This is a genomic window from Ruegeria sp. AN6 (assembly GCF_056540425.1).
Map to the genome: position 1 here is coordinate 26,839 of NZ_JBQFWR010000016.1, position 15,822 is coordinate 42,660.

A 15,822-nucleotide genomic window follows, 5' to 3' on the forward strand; every position below is an offset into this window, starting at 1 on the left:
TAGCGAGGGTCTGCTTTCCCACGGTCTACGGCCCTATGCACGAGGCGCAGCATTCGTCAAAATGGGCTCAGAGCAGACATTCTCTGCGGCGGGCATCGATAGGAGGTAAGAGCCCATTCTTGCCGTTTAGCGAGATTCGGTCTTTCGCATGTGCGGCAGGTCGAAAACCGCACATTCCGGACGTTCAAATTCCAGTGTCGGATGGCAGGTGGGCGCAACATTGCCGCCGACGCTGAGGTCAAGTGCTGCAAAGGCAGCGAACGGCGGCTTGGTGGCCGGCTTGAGCCTTGGTCAGGTCTGATTAGTTGCCGCATTCGATATGCTGAGTATTGCCGATTGAACTGATCTAAGGTGCTGTCGTACATCGGCTCTTTTCTAAGTGAGCGGTCACCGAACGATACGTTTTCCCCAGATTGATTAATAGCGTTCGACGCGGGTTACAGTCTTTCCAAGGCTGGGCTGCGCACACAACCCCGCGCTGATTTCTCGGGCTGTAACGAACCGGGAACATCGCTGAAGGGGTGTTATGTGAAACGATCCCTGGTTGAGTAGCTGCAGTGCACGGCACCTTCTATGACCCACATCGAAACTGAAGTCCTAACGCCGAAAAGAAGCTGAAATAGAGGACTTAGGTTGTGGGGATTTCTATTCGCTTTACCACTGGGTGGATGGAAACCAGGCTGTGATCTGCGACCATTTACTGAAACAAAGATGATCGCACCTTAAAAAGTCAGCTGAAGTCTGTCGGTTCTGGGGCTTCGTCGCTCCGCTTGATTTCAGGAAGAAACGCGTTAAGGCTCTGTACGTATTCCACAATTACATCACCAACTTTTTCTGACGGTCGTGACACTTCGTCGAGAAGTTGTCGCGCGGCTTCCTCGATGCTTACACCTCGTTCCGCTGCGATAATTCGCAGACGTCCATAAACTTCGACCGATAAGTTTTTGACAGTCAAATTCGCCATTGGAACCTCCACTTCGGAACCTACTATCATATCCTAGACTCAATTGCGTTGCCGTCATTTTAGTCATTTGCACTAAAAAAAACGATCCCTGCCAGATAGTTTGGCCCGCCCATCGGACCGTCGGAGCACCTTGCGGCTAAGGTCCAAAGCGAGCCCTAAGTAGACCTTAGGGACCAGCACAGCATTCGCCGTGAACGGGCGAAAACGGACCTTCGCTGCAGGACGGACTAATGTCCGCTTGCGGCTACCTAAAGTGACCTGCAATTGCATGTCTGTGTGCTTTCACTACGCATTCCAAAGATCAAAGAGGAACCGCAGCAACTGCAGACACAGACTTCGATGAATTAATCGCTATGCCGCAGCTTAGCTGAATGCGCGAGAACGGTACTGTGTCGGCGATTGTCCAAACCAGGTGCGGAACGCGCGCCGGAAGCTGTTGACCTCGGAGAAACCAAGATAAAAGGCGATTTGAGACAGGTTCAGGTCGTTTTCACTCAAGAGCATCTTTGCCCGACTAACTTGTTCGGACAGCGCGATCTCCTTGAACGTCACATCTTCGATCCGAAGCTGACGCTGCAATGTCCGAACCCCGACCCCAAGTGCCGCCGCGACATCGTCGACCGCGGCGCTGCCGTTGTTGAGTTGCATGCGAAGCGCTTGGCGTACCGTTTCGGCATGTGTGCGGGGCGGGCGGTTCAACCGCAACCTCTCTATGCCTGCAGCCGTCATTTGCACGCGTCCGCCTTCGTCAAGGCGGGTCGGCGTCTGAAGTTGCGACATCGGAATTGCGATCCCCGGAAAATCTGCATTGGCCCGGACTTCTGTGCCGAGCAATCGTGCAAATGCAACTTTCTGAAGCCTGTGCTCAGCCGGAAGTTCGACCCAATCTGGCACCCAGCTTGTCCCAAGGTAGGGACGCACAAGAGCGATTAGGATCGAAGGAATTTCCTGCTCAAGCAATTGAGCCCCGATGCTCTTTTCAAATTGCACCCCGAAACTGAATACCAGACAATTTCCGTCGGTTCGTGTGCGAATTTGGGTCCCTCGTTGGAGAAAGGGCAGCGCCCGGGCGGCCCGTTGAAGGGCGATGTCCAACCGAGAAGCCCCAAGCGCATAGCTCGAAAACGGATCAGGCCGGTTGAGAGAAGAGTAGGCAAAGTCTTTCGCCATGATCGCCCCGAGATGGCGCTCTCCAATTTTGCCGGAAATCGTTTCCAGAAGCTGTGCATGATACCGTATCGGCAGCGGAACCGGAGGGCCTTCAAGCACCGTGCGGGTTAACCCAACATCTTTGAGCGCACGTTCAACGAGCCTTGGGGACGCCATCTGGTCCAGGGCGTCGAGTGTCGGGAGTAAACCCCTTGAGTTCTGCATCGGGTCGCGCACGCGCTCACTATGTCGTCGATTGATCACTTTGAGAAGTGTTTGGCCCATCCCAACGCCATTCTTGGCCGCCTACCTGAGGAATGAGCCAAACAAAGCGACCGAAATTGGAACGGTCGCGCTCTTACCATCAAAGGAGATTGAAATGAAAACGGTATCCTCTTTCCTTGCCATCGTTGCCGCCGCAGGCCTTGCCGTGCCTGCTTTTGCGGAGGCCCCGGTGACGGTGAATGTGACCAATTTTGTGCGAGCTGAGACCGACATGTATCATCAGCGCATTGTCGATCTGGGTGGCTTTGGTGGGTTGATGCATATCCGCGAACCGGTACCACTGGATGCGCAGGATGTGATCCGGATGAACCGCGATACACTTTATTCCGGCGTCGTGATCGATCTGACCGAGCCCGCCTCGATTGTGCTGCCAGACTCCGAAGGACGCTTTATGTCCATGCTAATTCTCAACCAGGATCACTATGTGGTAGGCGTTGTTCATGACGCGGGCACCTATCATTTCACTGAAAAGGAGGTTGGCACGCGTTATATGTCTGTCCTGTTCAGGACGTTCGCGGACGAGAATGACCCATCAGACATTGCCGAGGCCAACGCGCTTCAGGACGCCATTGAAGTATATCAGTCTAACGCCGGACACTTTGAGGTACCAAACTGGGACGCCGCCTCCCGTGATTTGACACGCGAACTGCTGCTTCCGTTGGCGCAAGGGCTCAGTGGTAACACGTTTGAGGTGTTTGGGACGGCCGACGCCGTAAATCCAATCTCGCATTTGGTCGGCGCGGCGGCCGGATGGGGCGGCAACCCACCTGCGGCGGCGGTTTATGACATCAAGTTCCCGGATCGGAACGATGGCAGCATTCCCCACACCCTGACTGTCGGCGACGTCCCTGTAGACGGTTTCTGGTCGGTCACAGTCTATGATGCGAGCGGTTACATGGTACCCAACGACGCAGGGGCCTATTCGGTCAACAACGTGACTTCCGTTCCCAATGAGGACGGCACCGTGACCATACATTTCGGAGATTGTGAGGATGGTCGGGTGAACTGTTTGCCGATCATGGACGGGTGGAACTACGTCGTGCGCCTATATCAGCCGGGTCCAGAGATCCTTGAAGATGGCTGGGCCTTCCCGATTGCCCTGCCGATTGATCAGACATCCTGATCAACGCTTCGCGCTATTGCCTCGGTCGGCGATTGTCCGACCGGGGCTTTGTTTTGCCACCTGCCTCCCTTGGTTTGCACATCACAGGTCTGCTTCAAGACAAAAGCCCTAAGCAGACGCCGTTTTGTCGTCAAATGATCACTTTCGGGGGTCGCAAGGTGCAAGGCGCGAAATTACCTCAGTTTCATCAAAGACAAACACGGACACCTAAAACGTAGGAGATTGAAATGAAACGTCGTTCCGTTCTGAAAACTGCCCTGACAACTGCTCTTATTGCAGCGCTTTCGGTACCGGCCCTTGCCGCTGAACCCCCTGTGAAAACCGCGACCGATGGCTTGCCGTTGGCAGAGCGCACGGTGCCTGTCCCAGTGGGCGTATCCCCAGAATTGGCTGAGTTGATTGGCTCGCGCGAGATCGTAGGAATGCCGGCGGTTCCGGAGACACTGGAAGAGTGGCTGTCTTTCCAAGCCCAATTTGATGCAGCGTCTGCGCAAGGGGCCGAGGCGATGTTGGCCAAAACCGGAGCCAATTTCAGTGTTGGTAAGATCGCGGGTGTTACGACATATCTCGTCACGCCTGAGGAAATCGACCCGCGTTGGGCCGACACCGTTTTTGTCCATGTGCATGGCGGCGCTTTCGTGTTCAACGGCGGCAAAGCGGCAATCATGGAGGCCGCTTGGTTGGCAAATGGGCTGGGTGTGGAGGTGATCTCTGTAGATTACCGTCGCCCGCCCCTACACCCGTTTCCGGCAGCAACCGATGACGTGATTGCGGTTTGGGGCGAGATCACTCAGAACTATGATCCAGCCAAAATCGCCATGTTTGGGACATCGGCGGGCGGCAACCTGACGCTTTCTACAAATCTGCAACTGCGGGACGCAGGTCTGCCGGTGCCGGGTGCGATCATGGCTGGCACGCCCGCCACCGATCTTGCCAATGTGTCTGACAGCTGGACAACCCTCGAAGGTCTTGATCCGCTTGGCCAGCATGAGGGCGTAATCGCGGGCACTTTTGAGCTGTATGCGGGCGGCAAAAACGCCGACGATCCGTATCTCTCTCCGGTCTATGGCGACCTTAAGGGGATGCCGCCTGCAATCTTCCTTAGCGGCACGCGGGATCTGTTGCTCAGCGATACAGTGCGGATGCACCGCGCCATGCGGGATGCGGATGTAGCCGCCGAACTGCACGTCTACGACGGTCAGGCGCACGGCGACTACATCGCAGGTTTCATGGTCGATGCCCCGGAATCGCAGGATGCTTTGCGCGAGCTGAACGCCTTCTTTGACCTTCATCTGAAGTAAGCCCACGGCCCAAGGCAATCGACAAAGTTGCCTTGGGCACCCATCCCGGATTTTTTTCAAAGGTGCGCATATGCCCAGTTTCAGCGCTCAAATTCACACTCTCAAATATCTCTTCATTGCTATTGCCGCGATCCAACTGGTGACCGCGGCGTCCGGCACAATTGTCGCCCTGTATTTCGCGGAAACCGGTGCTTCGCAGGAAATCGCCGCGCTTGCACCGGCGGCCTACTCGCTGGGGTTCCTGATTGGCTGCTTTTACATTGCTGGTTGGATCACCAGTATTGGCCACATCCGCGCCTTTTCGGCGGCCGCCGCTATTTGTACGGCTGCGGCTTTGCTCTTTTCGGTCACAGATCACGAGCCCACCCTTTTGTTTGTGCGGCTTATGACAGGCATCGCCACAGCCGGGCTGTTTGCCATCGGCGACGCTTGGATCAGCGAAACTGTGGATGGGACGTCGCGCGGGCGTCTGCTTGCGGTGTTTGCCATCATCCTGGGCCTGATGTCGGTGTTGAGCCAGGTTATCGTGATCGTGACTCCAGACGATTTGAACCAGTCTTTTGTGTTGGTGTCTTTGCTGTACTGTCTCGCCATCGTCGTGATTGCAGCCGCGCCAAGCACGCCACCGGAAGGCAAAGAGCGGGCCAATGTGCGTGTAAAAGCCCTTTTCATAGATGCCCCCACAGCTGCCTTTGGCGCGCTCGCTGTTGGCATAGTCTCCACAGTTTTCGTGAATGTTGTGCCATATCGGGCGGCGACCATGGGCGTCGACGCCGTGGACGTAGCGATCGCAATGGGCGCGGTCTACGTCGGGCGTATCCTGTTTCTCTATCCGCTGGGGCTTGCCTCTGACCGGATGGACCGTCGGAAGGTCATTCTGGTCGCCTCCGTAGTGGCAACCTTTGTGCTAACAGTTTTCGCATTCTTTTCGACGGGAGACGGTCCGCAGCCGGCAGGCGCTGTGGAGGCAGATCTCAATCGCCTGCTGCTTGCCGGTCTGGTTCTGTTGGGTGGGTCGATGCTCACGCTTTACTCGCTTTTGCTGGCGCATGCCATGGACCGAACCGTGCCTGTTTATGTCGCATCCAGCGCGGTATCCATGCTGTTTGTGTTCACCATTGGCGGGATCATCGGCCCACTCCTGACAAGCGTTGTCTCTGCTGTGTTTGGAGACCTGGCCATGGGCTGGATGCTTGCCCTCGTGATGGCCGCCTTCACCGCACTAACCGTGGTGCGGATCAAGACAGTAGCGCCTGCTGCCAAGGCTGAGCAGACAAACTTCAAGGCAACGGCGGCCACAAGTGTCGAAGCTGCCCCCAATCAAAAACGCTAATACGGGAGACCCATTATGAACTCCACATCTTCAAACTTGTTTCGCGCAGAAAATGCGACCGTGCTAATCTGGTTGGTGTTCGTCGCTTTGACCTTCGCCGGTGATCTGATCAAGCCCGCGGCCATGGGCTCTGGCATGTCCTGGCTGCTGCTGGGGGGTATCTTTGGCGTGATGCTGGCCGCGGTGTTTCGCGTTGTGCATCACGCGGAATGTCTGGCCGTCATCTTCGGCGAACCCTACGGCACGCTGATCCTGACACTCTCGGTGATCGGAATCGAGGTGGCGCTTATCACAGCTGTCATGTTGACCGGGGACAACAACCCGACCTTGGCGCGGGACACTATGTTCTCGGTGCTGATGATCGTGATGAACGGACTGGTTGGATTGAGCCTCCTGATTGGCGGCCTGCGCCATGGACTGCAAGTGTTCAACCTCTCGGGAGCCAATGCCTATCTCGTGGTCCTGCTTCCCGTCGCCATCGTAAGCCTTGTGCTGCCAAGCTTCACCACATCTGCACCCGGCGGTGGCCTCTCTGCCCTGCAAACAGTGTTTATGATCGGGATGTCGGTTGTGCTCTATGGCATTTTCCTCGTCTATCAGACCGCCGGCAAACCAGAAATCTTCCGCCAGCCCGCAGATGAACTGCCAACCACAGCGGGATCGGACGCGCACCATCTCGAAACCAAAAGTGTTGGCTTTCACGTGGTCTGGCTGGTTCTGGCAATGCTGCCACTGGTTCTGATGTCCAAAAAGCTCGCGCTGTTTGTCGACTTCAAACTTCTGGAATTTGGCGCGCCCGTTGCGCTTGGCGGTTTCCTCGTGGCTGCCATGATCCTGACCCCCGAAGCGCTGGCTGCTCTGGACGCAGCGCGCGCCAACAAGCTGCAACGGGCCGTCAACATCTGTCTTGGCTCAGCACTGGCCACAATCGGCCTGACAGTGCCCGCAGTTCTGATCGCTGCGCATTTTGTCGGCCTTCCGATTGAGCTCGGCTTGGGAGGCGCTGAGATCGTGCTACTGGCTCTGACCCTTGGGATCAGCATTCTGACCTTCGTAGGAACCCGCACAAATGCGCTTCAGGGCGTCGTGCATCTGGCCGCCTTTATGGCCTACGTGTTCCTGATTTTCGACGGGTCGTGATGGGGCCAAAACCTCTCTATCCATTTGGGAAGCCACGTTTCAGTGGCTTTCCAATCTCCTTCCCGCGAGCGACGCAAAAGCCGACATTATCATTGGGTTGTGCCAACGACGGCTTTGGGCCGTTTGCACCAATTGGCCACCCGAAGCCGACTGGCGGCTTCGTCCGCTTTGTGGACATCCGACAAATGTGCTCAGATGACCGCGTTGAGCCCTAAGTAGACGTTCATTCGGAATATCGGCACTGCCACGCAGCCAACGACTGCTCGCCATCTTCATTGAGAACTAGCCCGATGTTTGTGCGCCGCAAATTGGGAGTTCCGGCTGCGGTTTTGACCTCAGAGTTGCACCGATTTCGCCGCAATAAAGTGAACTCTAAAGGTTCCCAAGACTCGGGCGCGGAAGGACAGGGCAAGTCTGGCTCATGTCAAATTTAATAGGTTTGATCTTCGGTCGCGAGAATGCCGCTGATTCTCGGCACTTGAAGCAGCACTGTCCAAAAGGTACTGATTGCAGCCAGCTCAGAAAATAGGGATGGTCACAGTGGAAACATTCCGCATCTTCCACCACACTCGATCAGTAGGTCGTAGAAACACACCAGCCAGATCGCTTGATGCGTCTATTGCCGTACACATTTTTGCATTGTTGCTGTCTTTGCTACTGGTCTCGATGCCGTACTCGGTCGCATCCCAAACTCAAGATCCCTCGACTCTAAGCGTGGAAGAATCGCCAGAAATTGTTAGAAATCAGACTTACATCGAGGCTGCGACCGATCCAGATGTCAGCAATGCTGATTTAAGGAAAATGTTAACGCCGCTAACGGCTGCGGAAATTTCACAGGTCACTCTAGGATGGCAAAAAATCCTCCAGGAGAACGTACAAAGAGCCGTTGATATTCAACGTTCGCTCAAAGATTTGGACAGCAATGAAACGCAAATAGCGCGAGCACAACTCATTGAGCTGAATGACGAAAGAACCCGCATTCAAAGGAACTACTCCTCATCCTTGCAGGCCTGGACGAAGAAGGGAGGGTCAGCCGAGGAAACCAAACCGTACCGCGACTACCTTTCTGCTTTGGTGTCCGAACTCATTTACGTAACAGACAACTGGACACTAGTTGAAACCGCTTTCCGTTGGATGTTCTCGAGCAGTGGTGGCCTTGATTTCATAAAGAAGATTGGGATCGTATTGGTTTCGATTTGGGCGATCAGATTTTCTGCCCGCTTGCTGCGTCGAATGACCAAGAAAGCCTTGGATCGGCGGCGTGGGTTATCAGCGGCATTGAAAAAATCTGCTCCCCAAGCTGTTTACTGGGGAACATTTGCTGTCGGGCTGATACTTCTTCTGTCTGGACTGGGATTTTACCTCGCACCTATTTTGACTATCTTCGGCGGTCTGTCGATTGTCGTTGCGTTTGCGATGCAGGAGACTCTGGGGAATTTGGCGGCCGGATTGATGATCATGCTGTTCAAGCCATTTGACTTCGGGGACTTCGTTGAAGTGTCAGGAGTTTCTGGCGAAGTTTATGGTATGAGCATCATATCAACAACCATTCGAACCTTTGATAACAAGTTCATAATTGTCCCGAACTCGACGGTTTGGGGGGACGTGATAACAAATGTGAACGCGGCTGAAACACGCCGTGTAGATATGGTGTTTCGAATTGGGTATGAGGATGATGTCGATAAGGCCAAGTCGATTCTGATGGAACTCTGCGCCAACCATGAAAAAGTACTAAAGACCCCCGCGCCAGCAGTTTTCATGGCCGCAATCGACGAGTCATCCGTGAACTTGAACTGTCGACCTTGGGTGGCAACCGCCGACTATTGGTCCGTATACTGGGACCTCATCGATCAAGGAAAGAAGGCCTTTGATGCCGAAGGCGTGTCCACACCGTTACCGCAAAAACAGGTTCATATTGTCGACAAGTCGCAGCAAGCTTCATAGCAACGGACAGAAACTTTATAACCCAATGTACAAGTGCTTTTTGGTGAGCGCTAAAATGAGCCTAGATCCTTAAGTGTCAAAGATCAGAACCACGAAAGTTATGATGGCTGCCAAGTGTACAACCCCTGCAGCGAGTTGGTACGGGTTCCCACAAAGGTGACTATGCTGATTGCCAGCGTCAGAGCGAGCAGAGCAATTTCGGCTGGTTCCAGGCCTAGTTCAATTGGAAGGCCAACCATTGTTGAAGCGACAAGGACCGCCGGCATAATCAAGCCGATGGTCGCGACGGCTGAACCAAAGCAGATATTTACGGCGCGTTGCAACTGGTTGACCCGGGCGAAATCCAGAGCCGCCAACACGTCATGCGTCAGGATCATGGCCGCGACCAGGAACCCGCCCAGCGCCACAGGCGCACCAAGCTCCGCGATTATAAAGTCAACACATACAGCCGGCATCTTGGACAGTAACATGATCGGGAGCATTGCCAGCAGTAGGCGGGCCACATGATGGCCAACACTTTTGGCCTCCAAATTTTGAACTGACGACCCGGCCGTTGTCGGAATAGCCAGCCCCCCGACTTCCTGACGCTCTTGTCCGGTCGACAGCAAAACCAAAACTAGGAATCTGAGCCAAATATCTGCGAAGCGTTTGGGCGGAGCAACCGCCGCTAGAGAACGGCTTCATGTCAGCCTTGCGGTGAGTACCAAATAGGCGACGTATAGGCGCGCTCCTGCTGCTCCATGATTGCATCTTCCGGCAAGTTGAGACGGCCAAAGTAGGCCTCGTCGTAGGCCAGCCATGAGGGCGTCGGGATTTCCAGAACGCGCACGTAATAGTAAGCTCTCTGCGCAGGATCGAACTCGGGGTCGACCCAATGACCACCGAGGGCAGCTGAGCCAATGGTGTTTGTGTATTTCGCGCCCTCCACGGTGCTACCTACAGGAGGTAAGTTGCCCGCAGCGTCAAGTTCCCTTCCGCCGGCCCATGCCGCGTTGAAGACCTTGGTCCGTGGTTCGCCATCGGTGTCGACCCATCCCTTAATGATCTGGATACGATCGAGGTTAGCGCCGTCAGGATCTCGAAGTGCGCGGATCATCAGTTTCGGCGCGCCGCCTTCCGGCCCGGAGAAAAGATTGCCCCCCATCGGCACGCCCCGTGCATAACCCTCGGCGGCAAAGTTAGGGCGGTGGACCTCGTCGGCTTCAAAGTCCCAACCAGCGAAGACCCGGACAGTCATGCGCGGCCCGGTTGTCGCGTAAACTTCCTTGCGGTTGAACGCGTCCCAGATCGCTTCTCGCGTGTTTTCTCTCGCCCATGCCGCGGCCAGACCGGAAGCCAGTGTCTCATAGTGGCGCACGGCGACTTCTTCGCCAAGGAAATCAGGCTGGATGAGGAACTCGTCGTAGCGGTCTTCGCCGCTGCCTGGTTCACCGGCCGCGGCTTTTCCGAAGTAATTGTCCTCGCGCGCAGTCGCAAGAGAAGTGTGGCTGTCAGTTGCCCCGATCATCCCGAACTTGAACGGATTGACGCCTATTTCCTGCTCGTACTTCAACCCTCGCGCCAAAGCCGTCCGCGCGTACTCGCGCGGCAACATCTCGGGCAATTTCAACTCTGTCCCGAAATTACCCCGATCCCAGGTGTAGTAGTCCGCGAATTCGTCATTCGGCGACAGCATCGGGTGGGTTTCTCCATCCCCTTTGATTTGGGTGACTTCATAGAGCGGCTCCCACCGCATGCGGCGCTTCGCGTATTCTGCGTCAATAGGCTCGCCATTCTCACGCACATCGTTGAACATCAGTCCGTTAGAAAGGTTGCCGTTGTGCGGAAAGGCCATGACCCGGCCGCCAGTGCGCACCTCGTAGGATTCCATCCAGTCCCAGAGATCTTCAGGATCGGAGCTATCGTAGTTGGAGAAGGGCACGATGTCAGCCACCTTGTCAGCGTTGTCGCGGAACATAACCACCCGGTGCAGATTGTTGGCATCCCGCGAGGACGTCCACTCGAAACCATGCAGAGCGGTAAAGACACCCGGTTCGTTGTAGTGCTCGGCGGTTTCGACAATCCGGTTGTAGAATGTTCTGGTCAGATCGTCGTCATCGAGCGGGTCTTTGTTGGCCATCATGGACTCACCCCATGTGACATAGGCGGCTAAAGAATCCCCGGCCTTGACCAACCGATGAACCTCCCGGCCCCAAGGGTTGGCCAGAAGCTGCGGGTTCGACTCCGAGATCATGGGTGCGAGGCCCAGATTCTCGGCATGATCCGCCACAACAAGGAAGTCCAGCGGACGTACCAGCTGGGCAAATTCACCTAGCGAGCCTCGGACCTTCTCTCCGCGCGCAAAGCGAAAAGCCTCGTCAGGGCCAAGCACGTTGCCTAGCATCCCAGCGTCAGTCGAGTAGGAAGTATGCAGATGGGTATCTCCCCAGAATACCCGATTAGGGAAGGACTGGTCGACAAAAGGCGAGAAATGCTTTTGACCCAGTTGGACATCCTCCGGATTGACGGCGACGTCGCCCACGTACGTTTGGGCGAAACCAGCGCCAGTCATCAGCGCGCTTAAACTAATGCTTGTCAGTATCGATTTCATCGTCACGTCGCTCCCACTTCACCCTCACCGAACGAACGTAACACGAAGGTTCGGCGAACGAAAACGATGGAGGTGAACGCCAGGTCGCCACATTTTTGAGCGACCCACGTGCAATAGTCCAATACCCGCTCAAAATCGTCGGTCGCAGCGTGTCAACCTAGCAGCTGGTTCGGCCTTGACCCGGTCGTTTGTGGATTTGTGTCAGATGACTGGAGTGTGGTGTTTGGCGGCCATTCGACCGCCTTGTGCAATTGGCTGGAAATTGCAATCCTCGCTGGGCCGCATTCTAGGAGATCCAGTTTATGCCCGTTACGCATATCAAAAACTTCGTGGCTAGCGCTTTGGTCGGTGGCTTTGTCGCCGTCGCATCTACTGCCAATGCCGTCGATTGTAGCGTTGAATCAATTCCAAGCTTTCCCGATGTCAGGATTTTGAGTGCAGAGGTAGTGCCAGATCCGGCGGCACACTGCCGAGTTGTCGGTGAAATCGGTACTGAGACCGGATTTGAACTGCTGCTTCCGGGCGACTGGAACGGAAAGTTCATAATGGGCGGAGGGGGCGGGTTTTCGGGCGACTTCAACAATGCGGCATTTTTGGCGGGGAACATTCTCGGTGAAGGATGGGCGACTGTCACAACGGATACAGGCCATAAGGGCAACAACGGCGACGCAAGCTGGGCACTCAACAATCTTGAACGGCAAGTAAATTTTGGGTTTCAAGCGGTGCACCGGACGGCTGTCACCGCGAAGGCGATCATCGCCGAGTTTTACGGATCGGAAATCGAACGAAACCTGTTCTATGGGTGTTCCCGCGGCGGCGGTCAGGCCTTGATGGTGGCCCAGCGGTCGCCGGACCTGTTCGAAGGGATTTACGCCGGTGCCCCAGCCTATTCCTGGACGCAGGAACTTGGCGGTCGCTGGTTGTATGACGCCATGAACATGTTCCCCGATCCGAACCAGATTGTGACGCCGATACTCGACGTCGATGCCCAGGCGCTGATCGGGAGTGCAATCATGGACGAATGCGACGCGATAGACGGGCTTGAGGACGGGATATTGAATGACCCGCGTCAGTGCACTTTTGACGTTTCAAGCCTGCAGTGCGGGGACGGTCAGGCGAACCAGTGCCTGAGCGAGAAACAGGTCCGGGTTGCGGTGGACCTCTACCGCGAGGTGGAGTTTGGCGGCTCGTCATGGCCGGGCATGCCTATGGGTGTGGAATTGCCCGGCAACCCGCTCGGCTGGTCATTGTGGAACACCGGCGGTTACGTCGAAGGTGCAGACGTCGACTTTCACCCCGGCGATGAGAACGCGGAGGAAGTGTTCCCTGCCCCCCCTATGCCGAACGCGACGTGGGGTTTTGCCATGGGGATGTTCAGGTACTTTTTCCTCAGCGATCCGGATTGGACTTACGAGGGTTACGATTTTTCGGATTTCGCCCATCATGCCGCGCGCGTCAGCCCGACGCTCGACGCCGACGATCCGAACCTCTCCGAGTTTCGGGGCAATGGTGGAAAATTGATAATCGACAACAGCTGGATGGACGGATCGATGTCCGCATACGGCACCATAGACTACTACGAAAAGGTGCTTGAATTTGATCCGGCTGCGCACGAGGACGTGCGTTTGTTCGTCCGTCCTGGCGTCACCCATTGCCGGGGCGGGCCGGGACCGGACGGTACAAACTACATCGCTGCGCTGGAAGAGTGGCTGGACACAGACTTAGCGCCAGAACACCTTGATGCACCTTATGTCAATCCGGCCACACGTCAGCCTACCGGTCAAGGCGGACGGATCATCTGCGCGCACCCGACCGTTGTGACGTATGACGGCTCTGGCGATCCGAGTTCCCCAGACAGTTTCAGTTGCGAGATACCGGAGTGAGATATTTGAGCTGAACCCATCGGGATGCCTGGGCTTCAAGTCAGTGAATTATTTGTCGTTGTTTCATGGGTCTGAATACTGGGGTACTGAGGGTCTGGACCCGAAGGAACTGTGTGGTCCGGGTGTTTTGATAAAGCTGTACGACCTGTTTGAGTCAACTTCGCTGCGTCTGCGTCAGGTAGCTTCGTCCGCGTTGCTGTTATTGGGGCATCACGCAGCATTGGTCAAAGTGGGACTCATTTCGGGCACTCGCCACGATCTGCCCCACGGACGGTTACTCGGAGGAAAGCGGGCTTTGTCTGCAAGGGTGAAGGGAGCTTTTCAACTTACATTACACCAACGGATTTCAACCTATCTGCTGCCGTACTCCAGTGAACTCCAGCCTCTTCTGCCGCTCTGTTTACTGATGATGTTTCCCGGAACACTCGCACAAGCTTTTCAATATCAATCCCGCGCCGATGGTTGCCTCGCTTTATCGGCTCGCCCGCACCTGCAAGCCAATTTGATAGCGTCTCCGGTTTTGGTCCATGCCTAGTCGCCAGTTGATTCAAGCTGGCATCGTCAGAAAATTCTCTTCTCAACTGGGCCAGAAAACCCACGCCGTTGGCTTCAAGGACATTTTTCGCAGACTTCAGACTCAAACAGTACCAAGCAGCAAAACTCCCAAGACGGGGATCGATCAGATACGTCGACCGAATTTCTTTAGCTGGAACGCGGTGCACCACAATTTGAGAATGTGTCCTGACTCCGTGCGCGAGTACCTTTCCATTCCGACAAACAAACGAGATTCCGACCGGGAGTATCATTTCAATCGCCAAAACGGGGGGTAAAACGAAAACAATTCGACGAAATCCTCTTCGTTCGTTGACGCAAAGAATCGCAGCTGATTCATTCCGTAGGAAAGCACGATCAAAGTAGTTTGACGAGGCGCTATGAATGTCGATCTCCAGCACCATGAGCTTTTGAAATTCAGACTGCGCTCCGTAGGCAGTTCACTGGCCGAAGTCGCAAAAAGTCTTGATATCTCGCAATCAACGGTAACAGTTGTCTGCAAGGGGCGTCGACGATCGCACCGAGTTCAAACAGCCATCGCTGAACGCCTCGGCACAACTCCTCAACAGCTCTTTCCCGATCGTTATTCGTCTGAGGAGGGGCAAACCATGTAGTAAGCCTTTCTCAAAAAGGAAAAGACCTCCTGATCGCCAAACCTAGGAAGCCTTTTGCTGAAGTGTCGAATAGCGTGTCCGACACTTCTTCATCGCCCGAGACACAGAAAAAGTCAACCTGCCGGGAGAACAGATGTCTTTCGGCGGGCTCTCTCAAAGCATCAAGAAGAAGGGGCAGTTTGCGCCTCTCAGCAAAACCACAGCTGCAAGGCGTTTGCCAACAAACATGAACAATAACCCAACCTACCGCACCCCCCATGCGAGCCGTGCGACTAGAAACGTCATCTCGCCATCAAAAGCCAGCTTGCGCGGACTTTTGGTCGCGCAATTACCCGGCTTTCCTTGGCCGCGCCAAATTCACTACGAAAGCATGCTTGAATATCGCTTTTTGTGCCTAACTTTAGTGCGCGATGACATTCATGCCATCTGGGATCAACCTCCGGCGATTACGTTTCGTCGACCAGACGGAAACAGAGCTCAGCACGTCTTTGACTTTTTGGTGACTTTGAAGTGTGGCAAGCGCGTCGCCGTTGCTATCAAGCCTGAGGAGCGAGTATTCCGCTCCGGATTTGTGGCCGAGCTCGAGGCTGTAGCCGCCGCCACAAAAAAACCGTTTGCGGACAAAATACTGCTCGTTACCGAAAAGCAACTAGATCGGAGGGCCGCCGTAGAAGCAGCTCGCCAGCTGATGCATGCACGCCCTCAACTCACGGAGGCGGTCGCATGACTTACTGTTTCAATCCAAAGCTGTCGGACCTCCTCGTGGTGTCTTCGGTTCGGTATCGCCCCTGCGACGTCAACTCTGAGCGTATTCTGTTCGAAAACGCGGACCTGCCTGGCATTGTTGAGAGTTTCACCCACGAAGAACTTTCCGACCTGCTCAAGTCGCCGGACGTTGTCTATCGGCCCGGCTATTTCGATTGGGCAGATCGCACCTGCAAAGC

Annotated in this window: 13 protein-coding genes; 8 read left to right on the plus strand and 5 right to left on the minus strand. The window is 55.2% G+C overall.

The features are described 5' to 3' along the window. Nucleotides 1-730: 730 nt before the first annotated feature. Together ACR0MQ_RS19165 and ACR0MQ_RS19170 are read right to left on the minus strand one after the other, a co-directional pair. Nucleotides 731-964, minus strand: a complete 234-nt coding sequence (locus ACR0MQ_RS19165; RefSeq protein WP_480610170.1) for a FitA-like ribbon-helix-helix domain-containing protein — start codon at nucleotides 962-964, stop codon at nucleotides 731-733. Between the two features lie 363 nt (nucleotides 965-1,327). Then, nucleotides 1,328-2,398, minus strand: a complete 1,071-nt coding sequence (locus tag ACR0MQ_RS19170) for an AraC family transcriptional regulator (protein ID WP_170507295.1) — start codon at nucleotides 2,396-2,398, stop codon at nucleotides 1,328-1,330. Between the two features lie 94 nt (nucleotides 2,399-2,492). Here ACR0MQ_RS19170 and ACR0MQ_RS19175 point away from each other — a divergent pair, with 94 nt between their 5' ends. From ACR0MQ_RS19175 to ACR0MQ_RS19195, 5 genes are all read left to right on the plus strand, one after another. Continuing rightward, entirely contained in the window at nucleotides 2,493-3,521 is a 1,029-nt protein-coding gene (locus tag ACR0MQ_RS19175) for a DUF1214 domain-containing protein (RefSeq protein WP_170507292.1), read from the plus strand. 227 nt (nucleotides 3,522-3,748) lie between these two features. Further along, complete coding sequence (locus ACR0MQ_RS19180) at nucleotides 3,749-4,822, plus strand: alpha/beta hydrolase (RefSeq protein WP_170507290.1); 1,074 nt, start codon at nucleotides 3,749-3,751, stop codon at nucleotides 4,820-4,822. A 70-nt stretch (nucleotides 4,823-4,892) separates the two neighbouring features. Then, nucleotides 4,893-6,155, plus strand: coding sequence for an MFS transporter (locus ACR0MQ_RS19185; protein WP_480610173.1), 1,263 nt, complete (start codon nucleotides 4,893-4,895; stop codon nucleotides 6,153-6,155). Between the two features lie 15 nt (nucleotides 6,156-6,170). Next, nucleotides 6,171-7,295, plus strand: a complete 1,125-nt coding sequence (locus ACR0MQ_RS19190) for a calcium:cation antiporter (protein WP_480610175.1) — start codon at nucleotides 6,171-6,173, stop codon at nucleotides 7,293-7,295. Nucleotides 7,296-7,835: 540 nt separating this feature from the next. Next, complete coding sequence (locus ACR0MQ_RS19195; protein ID WP_480610177.1) at nucleotides 7,836-9,239, plus strand: mechanosensitive ion channel family protein; 1,404 nt, start codon at nucleotides 7,836-7,838, stop codon at nucleotides 9,237-9,239. 98 nt (nucleotides 9,240-9,337) lie between these two features. Here ACR0MQ_RS19195 and ACR0MQ_RS19200 read toward each other — a convergent pair whose 3' ends face one another. Both ACR0MQ_RS19200 and ACR0MQ_RS19205 read right to left on the minus strand, forming a co-directional pair. Further along, nucleotides 9,338-9,853: a calcium:cation antiporter gene (locus ACR0MQ_RS19200; protein WP_480610179.1), complete on the minus strand. Its 516-nt coding sequence runs from the start codon at nucleotides 9,851-9,853 to the stop codon at nucleotides 9,338-9,340. 71 nt (nucleotides 9,854-9,924) lie between these two features. Beyond that, on the minus strand, nucleotides 9,925-11,829 hold the full coding sequence (locus ACR0MQ_RS19205; RefSeq protein ID WP_480610181.1) for a DUF3604 domain-containing protein: 1,905 nt from the start codon (nucleotides 11,827-11,829) through the stop codon (nucleotides 9,925-9,927). Nucleotides 11,830-12,131: 302 nt separating this feature from the next. On the opposite strand from ACR0MQ_RS19205, the gene ACR0MQ_RS19210 reads away from it, so the two are divergent. Next, nucleotides 12,132-13,712 (plus strand): tannase/feruloyl esterase family alpha/beta hydrolase, encoded by a 1,581-nt coding sequence (locus ACR0MQ_RS19210; RefSeq protein ID WP_480610183.1) that lies wholly within the window; start codon nucleotides 12,132-12,134, stop codon nucleotides 13,710-13,712. Nucleotides 13,713-14,038: 326 nt separating this feature from the next. Here the strand turns inward: ACR0MQ_RS19210 and ACR0MQ_RS19215 are convergent, their stop codons facing one another. Beyond that, a complete protein-coding gene (locus tag ACR0MQ_RS19215; RefSeq protein WP_480610185.1) occupies nucleotides 14,039-14,665 on the minus strand; it encodes a hypothetical protein in 627 nt (208 codons plus the stop codon). Here ACR0MQ_RS19215 and ACR0MQ_RS19220 point away from each other — a divergent pair. Next, on the plus strand, nucleotides 14,645-14,878 hold the full coding sequence (locus ACR0MQ_RS19220; protein ID WP_480610187.1) for a helix-turn-helix domain-containing protein: 234 nt from the start codon (nucleotides 14,645-14,647) through the stop codon (nucleotides 14,876-14,878). The two genes, ACR0MQ_RS19215 and ACR0MQ_RS19220, sit on opposite strands and share 21 nt — an antisense overlap. Before the next feature lie 133 nt (nucleotides 14,879-15,011). Next, nucleotides 15,012-15,605, plus strand: a complete 594-nt coding sequence (locus ACR0MQ_RS19225; RefSeq protein WP_480610189.1) for a hypothetical protein — start codon at nucleotides 15,012-15,014, stop codon at nucleotides 15,603-15,605. Nucleotides 15,606-15,822: the final 217 nt, after the last annotated feature.